11 protein-coding genes are annotated in these 16078 nt (G+C 64.1%); 10 read left to right on the top strand and 1 reads right to left on the bottom strand.

Annotation, left to right across the window (positions count from 1 at the left end):
- Positions 1–98: 98 nt before the first annotated feature.
- A complete protein-coding gene (locus AWB75_RS16200) occupies positions 99–1232 on the top strand; it encodes a glycosyltransferase family 4 protein (RefSeq protein WP_061125108.1) in 1134 nt (377 codons plus the stop codon).
- Between the two features lie 46 nt (positions 1233–1278).
- Positions 1279–3300, top strand: coding sequence for an asparagine synthase (glutamine-hydrolyzing) (asnB, locus tag AWB75_RS16195; RefSeq protein WP_061125107.1), 2022 nt, complete (start codon positions 1279–1281; stop codon positions 3298–3300).
- Between the two features lie 334 nt (positions 3301–3634).
- Here the strand turns inward: asnB and AWB75_RS16190 are convergent, their stop codons facing one another.
- Entirely contained in the window at positions 3635–4759 is a 1125-nt protein-coding gene (locus tag AWB75_RS16190) for an MraY family glycosyltransferase (RefSeq protein ID WP_061125106.1), read from the bottom strand.
- 783 nt (positions 4760–5542) lie between these two features.
- Here AWB75_RS16190 and AWB75_RS16185 point away from each other — a divergent pair.
- From AWB75_RS16185 to AWB75_RS16150, 8 genes are all read left to right on the top strand, one after another.
- Positions 5543–7780 (top strand): polysaccharide biosynthesis tyrosine autokinase, encoded by a 2238-nt coding sequence (locus tag AWB75_RS16185; RefSeq protein WP_061125105.1) that lies wholly within the window; start codon positions 5543–5545, stop codon positions 7778–7780.
- Positions 7781–7875: 95 nt separating this feature from the next.
- On the top strand, positions 7876–9153 hold the full coding sequence (tviB, locus tag AWB75_RS16180) for a Vi polysaccharide biosynthesis UDP-N-acetylglucosamine C-6 dehydrogenase TviB (protein ID WP_061125104.1): 1278 nt from the start codon (positions 7876–7878) through the stop codon (positions 9151–9153).
- A gap of 151 nt (positions 9154–9304) precedes the next feature.
- A complete protein-coding gene (locus tag AWB75_RS16175) occupies positions 9305–10516 on the top strand; it encodes a glycosyltransferase family 4 protein (protein WP_061125207.1) in 1212 nt (403 codons plus the stop codon).
- Positions 10509–11588 carry an SDR family oxidoreductase gene (locus AWB75_RS16170; protein WP_061125103.1) on the top strand — a complete coding sequence of 360 codons (1080 nt, stop codon included), beginning with the start codon at positions 10509–10511 and terminating at the stop codon, positions 11586–11588. Before AWB75_RS16175 ends, AWB75_RS16170 begins: the two co-directional genes overlap by 8 nt.
- Positions 11585–12751 carry a glycosyltransferase family 4 protein gene (locus AWB75_RS16165; protein ID WP_061125102.1) on the top strand — a complete coding sequence of 389 codons (1167 nt, stop codon included), beginning with the start codon at positions 11585–11587 and terminating at the stop codon, positions 12749–12751. Before AWB75_RS16170 ends, AWB75_RS16165 begins: the two co-directional genes overlap by 4 nt.
- Before the next feature lie 13 nt (positions 12752–12764).
- Positions 12765–13928, top strand: coding sequence for a glycosyltransferase family 4 protein (locus AWB75_RS16160; RefSeq protein WP_061125101.1), 1164 nt, complete (start codon positions 12765–12767; stop codon positions 13926–13928).
- Entirely contained in the window at positions 13928–14947 is a 1020-nt protein-coding gene (locus tag AWB75_RS16155) for a hypothetical protein (protein ID WP_061125100.1), read from the top strand. Before AWB75_RS16160 ends, AWB75_RS16155 begins: the two co-directional genes overlap by 1 nt.
- 60 nt (positions 14948–15007) lie before the next feature.
- Entirely contained in the window at positions 15008–16078 is a 1071-nt protein-coding gene (locus tag AWB75_RS16150) for a hypothetical protein (protein ID WP_061125099.1), read from the top strand.

Raw genomic sequence — 16078 nt, 5'->3', positions numbered from 1 at the left:
ATCGTCATAAAACACACCCGTCAGCGGAGCTTTTCCGCCAGCCGCGCACGCGTCGGCTGCCTCGACGGGCCCATCGCAGAAAAACGGCAGCCGGGACCATGAAGCTTCTCCATGTCATCGTTGCGCTCAATGCGGACGGCGCTGAACGCATGCTTCAGCGCCTCATCGAGTCGCACATCGACGATCCGCGCTTTCGTCACGTCGTCTGTTCGCTGACGACGACCGGCAAGATCGGCGAAGAACTCGCCGCGCGCGGCATCGACGTGCGCAGCCTCGGCATGAAATCCCCGCTCGGCTTTCCGCGCGCGCTGTGGGATCTGGTGAAGCTGATCCGCGAGGTGCGACCCGACATCATCCAGACCTGGATGTATCACGCCGATTTTCTCGGCGGCCTCGCGGGACGGCTCGCGGCGCACAAGCGCATCGTCTGGGGCGTGCGGACCACCGACGTGAAATCGGGCGGCTCGCGCGTCACCGTGCTGCTGCGCAAAATCTGCGCATGGCTCTCGTACTACGTGCCGCAGACGATCGTATGCGCCGCCGAAGCATCGCGCCGCGCGCACGTGTCCGTGGGTTACGACGCGAGCCGCATGATGGTGGTGCCGAACGGCTTCGATGTCGCGCGCCTGTCCGCCACGCCCGAGCAGCGCCGCGCGATCCGCGAGCAATGCGGCTTCGACGACAGGACCATCGTCGTCGGCGTTCTGGGGCGCTTTCATCCGGTGAAGGATCATCAGAGCTTCGTGCGCGCCGCGGGCGCGCTCGCCGCGCGCCACCCGGACGTGCGCTTCATGATGGTCGGCCGCGATCTCGACGCGAACAATCGCGAGCTCGCGGGCTGGATCGCGAATACGGGCTTCGCATCGCGCTTCGTGCTGCTCGGCGAGCGGCGCGACGTGCCGGCGTGCCTGTCGGCGATGGATGTGTTCTGTCTGTCGTCGCGTACTGAAGGATTCCCAAACGTCGTCGGCGAAGCGATGGCGATGGCCGTGCCATGCGTCGTCACCGATGTCGGCGACGCGGCGATGCTCGTCGCGAACACGGGCGTCGTCGTCGCGAAGGAAAACGCCGACGCGCTCGCAGCGGGACTATCCCGCGTCATCGAGATGAAACCCGACGAGCGTGTGCGTCTCGGCCAGATGGCCAAGGCGCGCATCCACGCCGAGTTCACGATGATGCGCGCGCGCGAGCGTTTCGAAGATATCTACCTGCGGCTCGTCCAGGAAAAGTGAGCATCGCATCACCACGGCCTCTGGCCGGATTCGAAGGAGAACGAACATGTGCGGTATCGTCGGCTTTCTGGGTGGGCGCGGCATCGGGCCGGGCGACTCGAAGACAACGGTCCGGAAGATGGCGCTGGCCATCGACTATCGCGGGCCCGACGACGCGGGCGACTGGACCGATGACCTGCGCGGCATCGCGCTCGGGCATCGGCGGCTGGCCATTCTGGATCTCTCGGCGGCCGGGCATCAGCCGATGTCCTCGGTCAGCGGGCGTTACGTGATCGTCTTCAATGGCGAAATCTATAACCACCTCGATATGCGCGAGGCGCTCGAAGACGCGCAGCGCGCGCCCGCCTGGCGCGGCAGTTCCGACACCGAAACGCTGATGGCGGGTTTCGACGCGTGGGGCATTCAGGCGACCGTCGAGCGCGCGGTCGGCATGTTCGCGTTCGCCGTGTGGGACAAGCAGGAACGCCAGCTCACGCTCGGCCGCGACCGGCTCGGCGAAAAGCCGCTCTACTACGGCTGGCAGGGGCACGGCGACGAAGCCGCGTTCCTCTTCGGCTCCGAGCTCAAGGCGCTGCGTGAACATCCCGCGTTCGAGAACAACGTCGATCGCGGCGCGTTGACGCTGCAGATTCGTCACGGCTGCGTACCCGCGCCGTATTCGATCTTCGACGGCATCTTCAAGCTCGAACCGGGCAAGCTGCTTTGCGTGTCGATGGAGCGGCGCGAGCCGCGCATCTGGGCCTACTGGTCCGGCGTCGAGGCGGCCGTCAACGGCGCCGCGCGCGGCTTTGCGGGCAGCGCCGAAGACGCGGTCGACGAACTGGAGCATCTGCTCAGCGATGCGATTCGCCAGCAGATGATCTCGGACGTGCCGCTCGGCGCGTTCCTGTCGGGCGGCGTGGATTCGTCGACGATCGTCGCGTTGATGCAAAAGCAGTCGTCGCGTCCGGTCAAGACGTTCACGATCGGCTTCAACGAAAGCGACTTCGACGAAGCGAAGCTGGCGAAGGCCGTCTCCGCGCATCTCGGCACCGAACATACGGAGATGTATGTCACGGCGCGCCAGGCACTCGACGTGATCCCGCGCCTGCCCGAACTCTACGACGAGCCCTTCGCGGATTCGTCGCAGATTCCGACGTTCCTCGTGTCGCAGCTCGCGCGGCAGCACGTCACGGTCTCGCTGTCCGGCGATGCCGGCGACGAGCTCTTCTGCGGCTATCAGCGCTATCGGACCGCGCCCGGCATGTGGGACAAGGTCACGATGCTGCCGGCGCCGTTGCGCAAGCTGGCGGCGTCGGGCATCGCCGGGATTTCGCCCAAGCGCTGGAACAGCATGGCGGGGCTCATGGGGCCGATGCTGCCGTCGTCGCTACGCGGCGTGAAAGTCGGCGACAAGCTGCACAAGGGCGCGCAGCTGTTGTCGTGCCGGACGCAGGACGAGGTGTATCTGCATCTCATGTCGCAATGGAACGATCCGGACGCGCTCGTGATCGGCGGACGCCAGCCGCCCACGCTGATGACCGGCAATGCACCGGCCTTCACCGGCCTCGACGACGTGCAGCGCATGATGGCGCTCGACATGATCACCTACCTGCCCGACGACATCCTCACGAAAGTCGATCGCGCCGCGATGGGCGTGTCGCTCGAAACGCGCGTGCCGTTCCTCGATCACCGCGTCGTGGAGTTCGCGTGGCGGCTGCCGCAATCGATGAAGGTGCGCGACGGGCAGACCAAGTGGGCGCTGCGTCAGGTGCTCTACCGTCACGTGCCGCGCGCGATGATCGAGCGGCCCAAGCAGGGTTTCGGCGTGCCGATCACGCACTGGCTGCGCGGCGAGCTGCGCGACTGGGCGGAGGCGCTGCTCGACGCATCGCGGCTGCGTCGCGAGGGCTTCTTCGATCCGGCCATCGTGCGCGCGAAATGGCAGCAGCATCTGTCGGGCGATCAGAACTGGCATCGTCAGCTGTGGAACGTGCTGATGTTCCAGTTGTGGCTCGAGCATCAGCAGGCATCGTCGATTCCGCTCTTTACGTCGCCCGCGGCGGATCTGGCTGGCGTGGCGAGCTGATACACGGCGGCGCGTGCGCCGCCCTTTCGTAGTTGGAAAGGCCTTGGTCTTTACGGACCAGGGCCTTTTGCTTTGGCGCCGGTTCAGCGCGTTTGCCGCCCGGGTATCGGTAATCTGCCGCACTGCTCGCGTGCACCGGCTCGCGTGATCTCGCACCGCTTTGTCATGGGCGACAGGCGCGCAACGTTCACGCATGGCGTGAAGCAACGCTCATCCCCTGGCGCGGGATTCGACGGACAACTCCAATCGTCCATCCAAAAGCAAGAAGGCCCTGGTCTTTGGAACCAGGGCCTTTCAGTCATCCACTACTTCCGGCGCTTAACGAACCTTCGGATCACTTGTGATGCGTCTGCTCGGGCACGGCGGCGGTCACGATGCCCTGGCTGCTGACGAGCCAGCGCGGCGTCCTGAACCGGACTATCGCGACATAGAGCCACACATACGCGACGACGAACACCACGGCCGTCACCGCGAGCACCACCGGGTTATGCCAGAACAGCGAGGCGGGCACGATGCCGATCATGCTCAGCACCCACAGATACGGCGACGTGCGCGCGTTTCTGCGCTGACGCTGACGCGGGTCCGTGCCTTTGCGCACCACGCGCTTGAAGATCAGCGTATGCAGGTGGATGCCGTCGGGCGCGCCCACCGGACGGCCGCGCACGATCCTGCGGCGGTAGATCGAGAACAGCGTTTCGAACAGCGGATAGATCGCGACGACCATCGCGTACCACGCCGAGATGTTCGGATGCCGCGCGACGAGCAGCACGAGCAGCTCCGCGATCATGAAGCCGATGAAGTACGCACCGCCGTCGCCGAGGAAAATCGACGCAGCCGGATAGTTCCAGATCGCGAATCCGCCGATTGCACCGATCATCGTGAGCGCGGCGCTCATCACGAGCAGATCGCCCACCTCGTGCGCGACATAACCGATCGAACCCAGAATCAGAATGGACACGACGGCGGCGAGCCCGTTGAAACCGTCGATGATATTGACCGCGTTGGTGAGTCCAGCCACGGCGAGCACCGTCAGTCCGATGGCGATGGGTGCGAAAGAGAGAATCGGGTCGACGAGCGGCAGGTCCACGCGGCCGATCACGCCGTGCAGCAGAAATGCGCCCAGGAGCGCGGCGAGCATCGCGCTCAGCAGCCGCGCGCGGACGCTCACGTGCTTGGTCACGTCCTCGATCACGCCGCTCAGGAACGCCGGCGCGGCGCACAGCAGCAGCAGCATGGACTCCTCGCGCGGATTGCCGCCGACGAAGGCGCACACGGAGAAGGTCACGATGGCCGCGGCCATCAATGAAACCCCGCCGATCCGCGGAACGGGATGAGTATGATTCTTCTGAACGCCTTTCAAATCATGATCCAGGGAGAGCGCCCCGTAGCGCCCCGCGAATCGAACTATAAGTAGCGTGATGCAGAAAGAGCATATGAAGCCAAGCGCAAGGTTTAACATTTTTCTCACTCACGAAGAGGGCGCATCTCTTTTCGAATATCTAAACCCGAAAACGTATGTTAGGTACTACCCCTGTCATTGTCCACGGATTTATGGCGCTTTAATGTGTGAAACCGGACCAACCGCGATTACATTGGGATTTCCCCCGATTATTCATACAAACGGGGTTTTAATGGCGCGGAATTACGGTGGTTTTATTTTAATGTTTTTGTGATTCGAATTTGATAAACCGCGCGCTGTCAGTGCGCAAGCACACCTTCGCGCGCATTTTCCGTAAGGACCCTCCGCTATCCTGGCAGGCGCCAGGGCCGAATCGGCGTCTGCCCCGCCAGTGCAGGCGCGGCGGCCCGTGCTGCGAGGCGAAGAAATGTCCGTAACCGGGCCCGCGGCTGAACCGCATTTCCTCATAGAATTAGCAGCCCGATTAACAGCGATTATATGTGCGCTGCCGCGCATACACCAAGGGGCGCTGTGATATTTTCGATTTGCTCAAATGGGCCGCATAGTCATTAAGCCGTTAAAAGTGAGCAACCGAACACTTGTCTGCTCTGAAAGGTTCGTTAAACAACAAAAATCGTCCGCGGGAATTTCTCTTTTTTTGAGTCGTGTGTTTCAATACGACTGCAATGACGGGGCGGGATTTTAACGGCCCCGAATGCAGTCCGAAATTCATCAAAAGGCAATTGTATTTCGCGCTCCGTCCAGGGCGCGCCGCAGGTGTTTCGATCCGCAATCGGTGCGCAGCGCGCGCCGGTCCCATAAGAGCCTGTAACGAGACGTTCCATGAAAGTTAAAAATCAGGCGTCAGCCGTAACGGCCGAGACAGACAACGAGATCGAGCTCAGGTCGATTCTCGAAACGCTGGGCCGTCACTGGAAGATGATCGCGGCGACCGTGACGGTCGTCTTCAGCATCGGGGTGGTGTATGCGTTCTTTTCCGCGCCGATCTATCAGGCCGGCATGCTCGTCAAGGTCGACGAGTCGACGGGTGCAGCGCCCGGCGACACGCGCGACATGGTGAGAGCCGCCGCGACGATGTTCGATCAGAGAGCAACGGCCGAAGGCGAGATTCAGATCCTCGGCTCGAAGTTCGTGCTCGGCCCGGTCGTCGATGCACTCAAGCTCTATATTCAGGCGGCGCCGCACCGCTTCCCCATCGTCGGCGGCATAATCGCGCGCATGAGCGACGGCACCTCGACGCCGGGTCTCTTCGGCCGTGGCGGCTACGCGTGGGGTTCCGAATCGATCGACGTTTCGGCGTTCGACGTGCCGAGGCCGTTCGAAGGCGAGGATTACACGCTTCGCTATCTCGGCAACGGCCAGTATCAGGTGCGCGGCCCGGGCATCGAGACGGGCGTCGGTGGCCAGATCGGCACTGTGCAGCGCTTCGACACCGAAGCCGGCCCGATCTCGCTGCTCGTGAGCTTCATCCACGGCGAAAAGGGCGTCGAGTTCGACCTGGTGCGCAGATCGCGCGTGTCCGCGATGCAACGTCTGCAGAATTCGCTGACGATCGCCGAGCAGGGCAACAAGTCGGGCGTGATCAGCACGTCGCTCGAAGGCAAGGACCCGGTGCTCGTGGCGGCGACGGTCAACGAACTGGCGCGCATGTACGTCAAGCAGAACGCCGATCGCCGCGGGATCAACGCCGAGAAGTCGCTCGAGTATCTCGAGCAGCAACTGCCCGACGCCAAGCGCCAGATGGAGCAGGCCGAGGACAACTACAACGCGTACCGCAACAGCCGCACGCTCTTCAACGCCGACGAGGAAGGCCGCATCGTCATGCAGCAGGCCTCCCAGGCGGACGCCCAGTTGCTCGACCTGAAGCGCCGCCGTTCGGACCTGGCGAGCCATTTCTCGGCGCAGCATCCGAGCGTCGTGGTGATCGACCAGCAGATCGCGGCGACCGAGAAGTACATCGGCGGACTTTCGGCGCGCGTCAAGGCGATGCCGCAGGCCGAGCAGGGCGCGCTTCGTCTGCAGCGTGATGTGCGCATGAGCACGGATGTCTATTCGGCCCTGCGCAACAATATCGAAACGATGCGTCTGATCAAGGCCGGCCGCACGCCGACCGTGGAACTGCTCGACCGCGCTGAAGTGCCCGAGCATCCCGCCAAACCGGTGAAGGCGCTCGTGCTGGTGATCGCAGCAGGTATCGGGCTGTTCCTCGGCATCGTGATGGCGTTCGCTCGCGACTTCCTGTTCAAGGGCGTGCTCGATCCGAAGGAACTGGAATCGAAGACGGGTCTCTCCGTGTTCGCGACGATTCCGGACAGCGAAAGGCAGAAGGAGCTTGCGAAGCGCATCGCCGACAAGCGGCCCGAGCAGCTCGCGCTGGCCTCGCGTTACCCGACGGACCCGGCTGTGGAAGGCCTGCGCATGATGCGTGCGTCGCTGCAGCACGCGCTGATAGACGCGCCGAACAACGTCGTGATGCTGGCAGGTCCGCTGCCGGGTATCGGCAAGTCGTTCGTGTCGGCCAATCTGGCGACGCTGCTGGCGGCTGGCGGCAAGCGCGTGCTGCTGGTCGACTGCGACCTGCGCCGCGGCCACCTGAACCAGTATTTCGGGCTGCCGCGCGGCAAGGGTCTCGTGGATATCGTGAGCGGCACGAGCTCGCTGGATGAAACCGTGCATCGCTCGGTGCTGAACAACCTCGACTTCGTGCAGTGCGGCTTTTATCCGCCGGACCCGGCCGAGCTGCTGCTGTCGAATGTGTTCGCGGATGCGGTGAGCCGTGCGTCGGAGGAGTACGACATCGTGCTGCTCGATGCCCCGGCGATCCTGGCAGTGTCGGACACGTCGATCATGGCGCCTGTTGCAGGTTCCATCTTCCTCGTGGCGCGTTACGGGGATACGCGCTCCGGCGAAATCTCGGAGTCGGTCAAGCGGCTCGAACAGTCGGGTGCAAGCGTCACCGGCGTGCTGCTCAACGGCTTCAAGGTGCACTACGGCAATTACGCCCAGGCGCGCCAGTACGGCGGCTACGCCTACGCCGCGTACAGGAGCGACAAGGAATAGGGACTCACTCATCCGGAACCCGCTCCTGTTGGACCCCGAATCAAAAAGTTGTACTAATTAAATGTCCTGAGTGTGTAAAACGAGGAGAAGTAAATATGTTCTCGCCGCATGAGTTGAAAATCGGTGTCGTGGGGCTCGGCTACGTCGGTCTGCCGCTCGCCGTCGAGTTCGGCAAGCGTACGCCTGTCGTGGGATTCGATATCAACCGCGCGCGCATCGGCGCGCTGCGCGAAGGCCGCGACGTCACGCTCGAAGTCAGTGACGAAGAACTGGCGCAGGCCAGCTTCATGCAGTACAGCGCCGAAGTCGAAGACCTGAGAAGCTGCACGGTGTTCATCGCGACCGTGCCGACACCGATCGACCACTACAAGCGTCCGGACCTGTCGCCGCTGATCGGCGCGTCGACGACCATCGGCAGCGTGCTGAAGAAGGGCGATGTCGTCATCTATGAATCGACCGTTTATCCTGGCGCGACGGAAGAAGAATGCGTGCCGGTGCTCGAAAAGATGTCCGGCCTGAAGTTCAACGAGGACTTCTTCGTCGGCTACAGCCCCGAGCGGATCAATCCGGGCGACAAGTCGCACCGTCTGCCCGACATCAAGAAGGTCACGTCCGGTTCAACGCCCGAAGTCGCCGATTTCGTCGACGAGCTGTATCGCGGCATCATCACGGCGGGCACGCACAAGGCGAGCAGCATCCGCGTGGCTGAAGCGGCCAAGGTGATCGAGAACACGCAGCGCGACGTCAACATCGCGCTGATCAACGAGCTGTCGATCATCTTCAACAAGATGAACATCGACACCGAATCCGTGCTGCTCGCGGCGGGCACGAAGTGGAACTTCATCCCGTTCCGTCCGGGCCTGGTCGGCGGCCACTGCATCGGCGTCGATCCGTACTATCTGACGCACAAGGCGCAGGCGATCGGCTATCACCCGGAGATCATTCTCGCGGGGCGGCGCCTGAACGACAGCATGGGCAACTATGTCGTGTCGCAGCTCGTGAAGACCATGACCAAGCGCGATATCGCCATTTCGGGTGCGCGCGTGCTCATCATGGGCCTGACCTTCAAGGAGAACTGCCCGGACCTGCGCAACACGCGCGTGGTCGACATCATCGCGGATCTGAAGGAATACGGCGTTCAGGTCGACGTGTACGACCCGTGGGTGTCGAAGGAAGAGGCGCATCACGAGTACGGCATCGATCCGGTCGACCAGCCGGCCAAGGGCGTCTACGACGCGGTCGTGCTCGCCGTGGCGCACAAGCAGTTCGCCGATGAAGGCGCTGAGGGCATCCACGCCTACGGCAAGTCGAAGCACGTGCTGTGCGACCTCAAATACGTTCTCCCGCCCGAAGCGAGCGACATGCGTCTATGAGGCTTCGATTCATCGGACGATACGCGCCGTCTGCAGCCATGCAGCGCAACGCGTATTGGACGATGGAAGCCGCTGTACGCCATCGCCGCGGTTCGGCCCTCGATTTCGACGGCTGCCCGCGGCGATGCCAACCGGACGTTCGGAGTTCGCAATGAAGATGCCCAAGGTGGTTCTATACGCCAATACCGATTGGTATCTCTACAACTTTCGTCTTTCGTTCGCTCGCAAACTGCGCGATGCGGGTTTCGAGGTCATCCTGTTGTCTCCCGACGGCGAGTACGGCCCGAAGCTGAAAGACCTGGGTTTTCGCTGGCATGCGGTGCCGATGAACCGGCGCAGCCTGAATCCGTTGCGCGAACTCGCGCTCGTGCTGTGGCTCGCGCGCTTCTTCCGCCGTGAAAAGCCGCAGCTCGTGCACGGCTTCACCATCAAGAGCGCCGTGTACGGCTCCTTCGCGAGCAAGCTGGCGGGCGTCCCGGCGCGCGTGAACGCCGTCGCGGGCATGGGTTATGTGTTCACGAGCCGCGACCTGAAAGCGCGGCTTTTGAAGCCGGTGGTGCGGCAGGTGATGCGCTCGGCCCTGAACGGCCGCGGCAGCATTCTCGTGCTGCAGAACCCGGACGACATCAAGCTGTTCGAAGCCGCGCGCATCGTCGAGAAAAGCGGAATCCGGCTCGTGAAGGGCTCGGGCGTCGATCTGACGCGCTTCCAGGTGCGCGAGCAATCGCCGGAAGACGCGACGAAGCCGCTGCGTGTGTTGCTCGCGGCGCGGCTCGTGTGGGACAAGGGCATCGAGGAATACGTGGAGGCGGCGCGCATGCTCCGGCGCGAGAATCGCACCGTGCGCTTCCTGCTCGCGGGCTCGCCCGACGATGGCAATCCGGCCTCGGTGAGCAAGGCGATGGTGCAGGGCTGGGTGAAGGAAGGACTGATCGAATGGCTCGGCCATGTGAGCGACATGCCGAAGCTGTTCAAGGAAGTGGATGTGATGGCGCTGCCGAGCTATCGCGAAGGCTTGCCGAAAGCGCTGATCGAAGCCGCGGGCTGCGCGCTGCCGCTCATCACGACGGATGCGCCCGGCTGCCGCGAAGTCGTCAGCGAGAATGGCGTCGATGGCTTGCAGATTCCGGTGCGCGACGCACGCGCGCTCGCCGACGCGATCCGCCGCCTCGACGACGACCGCGCGTTCGCGAGAGCGCTCGGTCTCGCCGCGCGCGAAAAAGCGCTGAAGAATTTCGACGAACGCATCGTCATCGAGAAGACGCTCGCCGTGTACCGCGAGCTGGTGCCCTCGATCGCGATCGAAGGCGAGCGCCGCGAGCATGCCGCGCCCGTCGGTCAATTTGGAGACTTTCATGTCTGATCGTTACGAATCGGTCCGCCAACAACTGCTGCGCGATCCGCAGAAGTGGCTGATCACCGGCGTCGCCGGCTTCATCGGCTCGAATCTGCTCGAAGCGCTGCTCAAGCTGGACCAGGAAGTCGTCGGGCTCGACAACTTCGCCACGGGCCATCAACGCAATCTCGACGAAGTGCGCTCGCTCGTGACGCCCGCGCAATGGAGCCGCTTCAGCTTCATCGAGGGCGATATCCGCAATCTCGACGACTGCCGCGCCGCGGTGAAGGGCGCCGCGCACGTGCTGCACGAAGCGGCGCTCGGCTCGGTGCCGCGCTCGGTGAACGATCCGATCACGACGCACGAAGTGAACATCAGCGGCTTTCTGAACATGCTCGTCGCCGCGCGCGACGCGAAAGTGGAAAGCTTCACGTATGCGGCGTCGAGCTCGACCTACGGCGACCATCCCGGCCTGCCGAAAGTCGAGGATCGCATCGGCCAGCCGCTGTCGCCGTATGCGGTGACCAAGTACGCGAACGAGCTGTACGCGTCGGTATTTGCACGCACCTACGGCCTGAACGCGATCGGCCTGCGCTATTTCAACGTGTTCGGCAAGCGCCAGGACCCGGACGGCGCGTATGCGGCGGTGATCCCGAAGTGGACGGCCGCGCTCATCGACGACGAACAGGTCACGATCAACGGCGACGGCGAAACGAGCCGCGATTTCTGCTTCATCGACAACGTCGTGCAGATGAACATTCTCGCCGCGACCTCGGATGCCGAAGCGCGCAATCAGGTCTACAACGTCGCGGTCGGCGATCGCACGACGCTCAATCAGCTCTACGACGGCCTGAAGCGCGTGCTCGCCGACAACGGCGTGATGAACGACGGCAGCGCGGTGTACGCGCCGTTTCGCGCCGGCGACGTGCGCCACTCGCAGGCGAACGTCGACAAGGCCGCGCGACTGCTCGGCTACGCGAGCGCCATTCCGCTCGCCGACGGCCTCGCGATCGCGATGCCGTGGTACATCCGCTTCCTGTCGGGACGGCGCGCGCCGGCTGAACAGGTCGAAGCCGACATGGCGGCGAGGCCCGCATGAAGATCGTCGTTTTCATCTATTCGATGCACGGCGGCGGCGCGGAGCGCGTCACCGCGAATCTCGCGAACGAATGGGCGGCGCTCGGCTGGGACGTGACCGTGGTCACGCTGACGGCCGGTGAAACCGACGTCTATCCCTTCCATGCGCGCGTGAAGCGCATCGAGCTCGGGCTCGCGGGCGGCGTCGAAGGCGGCGGTTTCGTGCGTACGCTGATGTCGAACGTGAAGCGCGTCCTCGCTTTCCGCAAGGTGCTGCGCGAGACGAAACCGACGGTCGCGCTCGGCGTCATGGCGACCGCGAACGTGCTCACCGTGCTCGCGGGCATCGGCCTGCCGTACAAGATCATCGCGAGCGAGCACACGCATCCGCCGCGCGCGCCGCTCACGCCGTTCTGGGAGCGCCTGCGCCGCCTCACGTACCGCTTCGCGGACAAGGTCGTCGCGCTCACCGACGAAACCAAAGACTGGATCGAGACGCACTGCGGCTGCCGCGACGTCAGAGTGATTCCGCCGCCGTTCGCGCTGCCGATCGCGCGCACGAATCCGATCGTCGAGCCGCAAAGCGTGGTCGGCAACGAGCGCCGCGTGCTGCTCGCGGTCGGCCGTCTGTCGCCCGAGAAGGGGTTCGACAGCCTCATCGACGCGTTCAGGAAGATTGCCGGCGCGCTGCCGCAATGGGACCTCGTGATCGTCGGCGAAGGCCAGGCGCGCGCGAGCCTCGAGCGCCGCGTGGAAGAGACCAAGCTGCACGGCCGCGTCTTTCTGCCGGGCCGCGCGGGCAACGTCGCGGACTGGTACCAACGCGCGGATCTGTACGTGCTGAGTTCGCACTTCGAAGGCTTTTCGATGACGCTCGTCGAAGCGATGGCGCACGGCTGCGCCGCCGTCAGCTACGACTGCGATTCCGGCCCGCGCGTAATCCTCACGCATGGGACGGACGGGCTGCTCGTGAAGCCGGTCGGCGACGCCGGTGCGCTCGCGAAGGCGCTCGAATCGCTGATGAAGGACGACGCCGAGCGTCATCGCATGGCGCTCCGCGCGAGCGCCGTCAACGAGCGGTTCGCGTTCCCGAAGACCATCGCGCTCTGGCAGGACGTGTTCGAAGCGTCCGGCGTGAAGGTGCCGCGGCGCGCGAATCTGCGCGTTCCCGTTGCCGAGCGTTGAGGAGCCGCCGACCATGAAGATCATGCTCGTCGTCAGTTCGATGGGAAGCGGCGGCGCGGAACGCGTGGCCGCGTCGCTCGTCAACGCGTGGGCGGCGCGGGGCGACACCGTCACGCTCGTCATCACGTACAGCGGCCGCGGCGCCTGCTTCTATCCGCTCGCGGAAAACGTCCGCTGCGTGTTCCTCGCCGATCGCGTGAAGGCCGGCGCGCGCATGCTGCAGTATCCCGCGCGTTTTCGCGCGTTGCGTGCGCTGATTCGCGAAAGCGCGCCCGATGTCGTCGTGTCGTTCCTGTCGAACGTGAACCTCACGACGATCCTCGCGACGCGCGGCCTCGGCATTCCGGTGATCGCGAGCGAGCATATCGATCCGTCGGCGGACGGCCGCTCGTCGCTCATGATGCAGATGTGCCGCTTTGTCTATCCGAGCGCCGATCTGCTGACGCTGCTCACGGACAACATGGAGGCGTCGTTCCGGAAGATGGTGCCGCGCGTGAAGGGCATCGAAGTGGTGCCCAATCCGCTGCCGGACGAACTGCTTCTGCTCGATCCGGCGAGCGTCGAAAAGGGCGCGCGCAAGCGGCTCATCGCGGTCGGGCGGCTGAACACGCAAAAAGCGTTCGACTGGCTGATCGACGTCTTCGCGACGCTCGCGCCCGAGTTTCCGGACTGGGATTTGTGGATCTGGGGCGAAGGCCCGGAGCGCGCGGCGCTCGAAGCGCAGGTCGCGCAACGGAAGCTGGGCGAGCGCGTGCTGATGCCCGGCAAGACGACGACGCCCTGGGAAGAGATGGCGCGCTCGGATACGTTCGTGCTGTCGTCGCGCTACGAAGGCCTGCCGATGGCGATGCTCGAAGGCATGGCGCTGGGCCTGCCGACCGTCGCGTTCGATTGCAAGAGCGGCCCGCGCGAGCTGACGCGCGACGGCCAGGACGGCGTGCTCGTGCCGGCCGGCGACAAGGCCGCGCTGACCGATGCGCTGCGGCGCGTGATGTCGGACGAAGCCTTGCGCGCGGAGCTCGGGCGCAAGGCGGCGGCTTCGGTGCGGCAACGCTACTCGTCGCAGGCGATTCTGCGTCAGTGGGACAGCATCTTTTCCCGGCTCGGCGCACGCGGACGCAGCGACGAAGGCAAGAGCACGGGATATCCGCGCGCGGTCACCGGAGAGAAAGCGTAATGGTCGACAGGCGGCGCGTCATTCACTCACTGTTGATGGGCGCCGTGGCCGGCGGCGCGAGCGCCGTGGGGCTGGACGCGCGCGCGTCGGCGGAGCGTGAGGTCGTCACCGACAAGTCGTTCGGCGTGAAGGGCGACGGCAAGACGAACGACCGCATCGCGCTGCAGAACGCCATCGACCGGTCCGTCGATCAGACGCTTCTGATCACCGGCAAGTGCCGTATCGACGCCAAGGGGCTCGATCTGCGCCGCGACAGTCATGTGCGCTTCGCGCCGGGCGCGTCGATCAAGCTGCTGCCGCACGACACGTCGTTCTATTCGATGTTCCGCATCTGGGACGTGGACAACGTGTTGGTTGAAAACGCGGTGCTCGACGGCAGCAAGGAGCTGAACGCCGCCAAACCGGCGCTGCGTGAAAACGGCCACGGCATGGGCTTTTCGATCGCCGGCAGCACGCGAGTGACGCTGATTTCGCCGAAGACGGTCGGCTGCTGGGGCGATGGCATCTATATCGCCAACAGCTACGAGATTCCGTACAGGTACAGCAGTCATATCCGCGTGGTGAAGCATCATGCGGACCGCTGCCGCCGACAGGGCGTCTCGATCATCAGCGGGCGCAACATCGTGTTCGAGCGTCCGCTGTGGGAGAACATCGGCGGCACGCAGCCGGAAGCGGGCCTGGACGCCGAGCCGAACAGCAACGCCGACATTCTGGAGAACATCCGCATCGTCGATCCGGTGACGCGTAATTGCCGCTATGGGATCATCGTCTGGCTGGAGGAGATCGCGGGGCCGGTGCCGAAGCACGTCGATATCGGCATCACGAATCATCGCGACGAAAGCTCGAGCGATGCGGCATTCGCCGTGTCGTCGCTCAAGCTGAACGGGCGCAGGGTGTCCGGGCAGATCGTCAGTCATTCGCCAACGTGGGTGCGCGCACGGATGTCGACGGTCGAGAGCATCGACTATGACAAGGCGGGACCGAAGATCGTCGTCACCAACCTGCGGCTCGTGCCATAAAAGCCGCGCGACACACTATAACTAAAGCGAAAACAAGGCCAAGTGATGCAAGCAACGACAATGGACAACACAGCGCAGCAACCCGCGCCCGCCAGACGCGTGACGGGCTTCGCCTATTTCATGACGCCTTCCGGATGGGCGTTTCTGGTGCTCGCGGCGGCCACGCTCGCGGTCCTCGCGTTTCGCGACCGCAGCGTCGGGATGATCTTCGACCAGGAAGCGTACATCCGGTATTTCCGCTCGACGGACTGGCACTGGCTCATGCAGTTCTACCAGAGCCGCCAATCGGACTTCGGCTTTCTCGTCAGCCTGATCACGGAAGAGCTCGGCTGGCGCTCGTGGGTCATCTTTCTGAACGCGCTCGGCGTGACGCCCGAAGGCGGCATCCGCACGACGGTGATCCTGCTCAATCTCGTCGTGATGTATTCGCTGTTGCAGACGCGGCGGCCGCTCGTGGGCCTTCTCCTGTGGCTCGTCATTCCGTACGCGCTCGCAACCGTCGGGCTGTTCCAGATCCGCCAGGGCTTCGGCCTGGCCATCGCGATGCTGTTCGCGTTGCGCTTCAACCGCCCGACGTTCGGCATGGGCCTTGCGAGCTTCGTGCACACGACGTTCGCCGTGCCCACGGCCTTTCTCCTGACCGCAGTGATATGCGGCGAGAAAAAGGGACGCGCGCTCGTCGCGGTGAGCGTGGCGGCGATCGTGCTGGCGTCGGCGGCGAAGTTCCTGTTCGCGAACTACGGCGGACGGCGTATCGACGAATACACCGGCTATCAGGAAAACTTCACGATCAAGCTGCTCGCGCTGCTGTTCTTCTACACGATGGCGTCCGTCATGGTGCTGTACTCGACGTGGCGCTCGCCGGATACGCGCCGCCAGATGTCCCTTACGCGCATGTCGATCATGCACGTGGGCCTCTTCGTGTATCTCGTCGTCGCGTTCTTCGTGTTCCCGTTCGCGAAGGGCCGCGTCTGGTATTGCGTGCCGCTGCTCCTGCCCTTCCTCGCACCGGAGATCAGGCTCAAGAACGCTGGCGTGCTCGCCATCACGCTCGGCGTGTTCATCGCTGTCTCCGCCGATGCCACGAAGAGCTATTTCGAAGGCGTCTATCACTATTTCCTGATGCCCTGA

The organism is Caballeronia catudaia, from assembly GCF_001544755.2.
Lineage (GTDB): Bacteria > Pseudomonadota > Gammaproteobacteria > Burkholderiales > Burkholderiaceae > Caballeronia > Caballeronia catudaia.
This window is presented reverse-complemented; position numbering and strand designations above follow the sequence as displayed.

Coding starts and splice junctions, on each gene's coding strand:
- AWB75_RS16200 (WP_061125108.1), top strand. CDS start 99: ATGAAGCTTCTCCATGTCATCGTTGCGCTCAATGCGGACGGCGCTGAA.
- asnB (WP_061125107.1), top strand. CDS start 1,279: ATGTGCGGTATCGTCGGCTTTCTGGGTGGGCGCGGCATCGGGCCGGGC.
- AWB75_RS16190 (WP_061125106.1), bottom strand. CDS start 4,759: ATGTTAAACCTTGCGCTTGGCTTCATATGCTCTTTCTGCATCACGCTA.
- AWB75_RS16185 (WP_061125105.1), top strand. CDS start 5,543: ATGAAAGTTAAAAATCAGGCGTCAGCCGTAACGGCCGAGACAGACAAC.
- tviB (WP_061125104.1), top strand. CDS start 7,876: ATGTTCTCGCCGCATGAGTTGAAAATCGGTGTCGTGGGGCTCGGCTAC.
- AWB75_RS16175 (WP_061125207.1), top strand. CDS start 9,305: ATGAAGATGCCCAAGGTGGTTCTATACGCCAATACCGATTGGTATCTC.
- AWB75_RS16170 (WP_061125103.1), top strand. CDS start 10,509: ATGTCTGATCGTTACGAATCGGTCCGCCAACAACTGCTGCGCGATCCG.
- AWB75_RS16165 (WP_061125102.1), top strand. CDS start 11,585: ATGAAGATCGTCGTTTTCATCTATTCGATGCACGGCGGCGGCGCGGAG.
- AWB75_RS16160 (WP_061125101.1), top strand. CDS start 12,765: ATGAAGATCATGCTCGTCGTCAGTTCGATGGGAAGCGGCGGCGCGGAA.
- AWB75_RS16155 (WP_061125100.1), top strand. CDS start 13,928: ATGGTCGACAGGCGGCGCGTCATTCACTCACTGTTGATGGGCGCCGTG.
- AWB75_RS16150 (WP_061125099.1), top strand. CDS start 15,008: ATGGACAACACAGCGCAGCAACCCGCGCCCGCCAGACGCGTGACGGGC.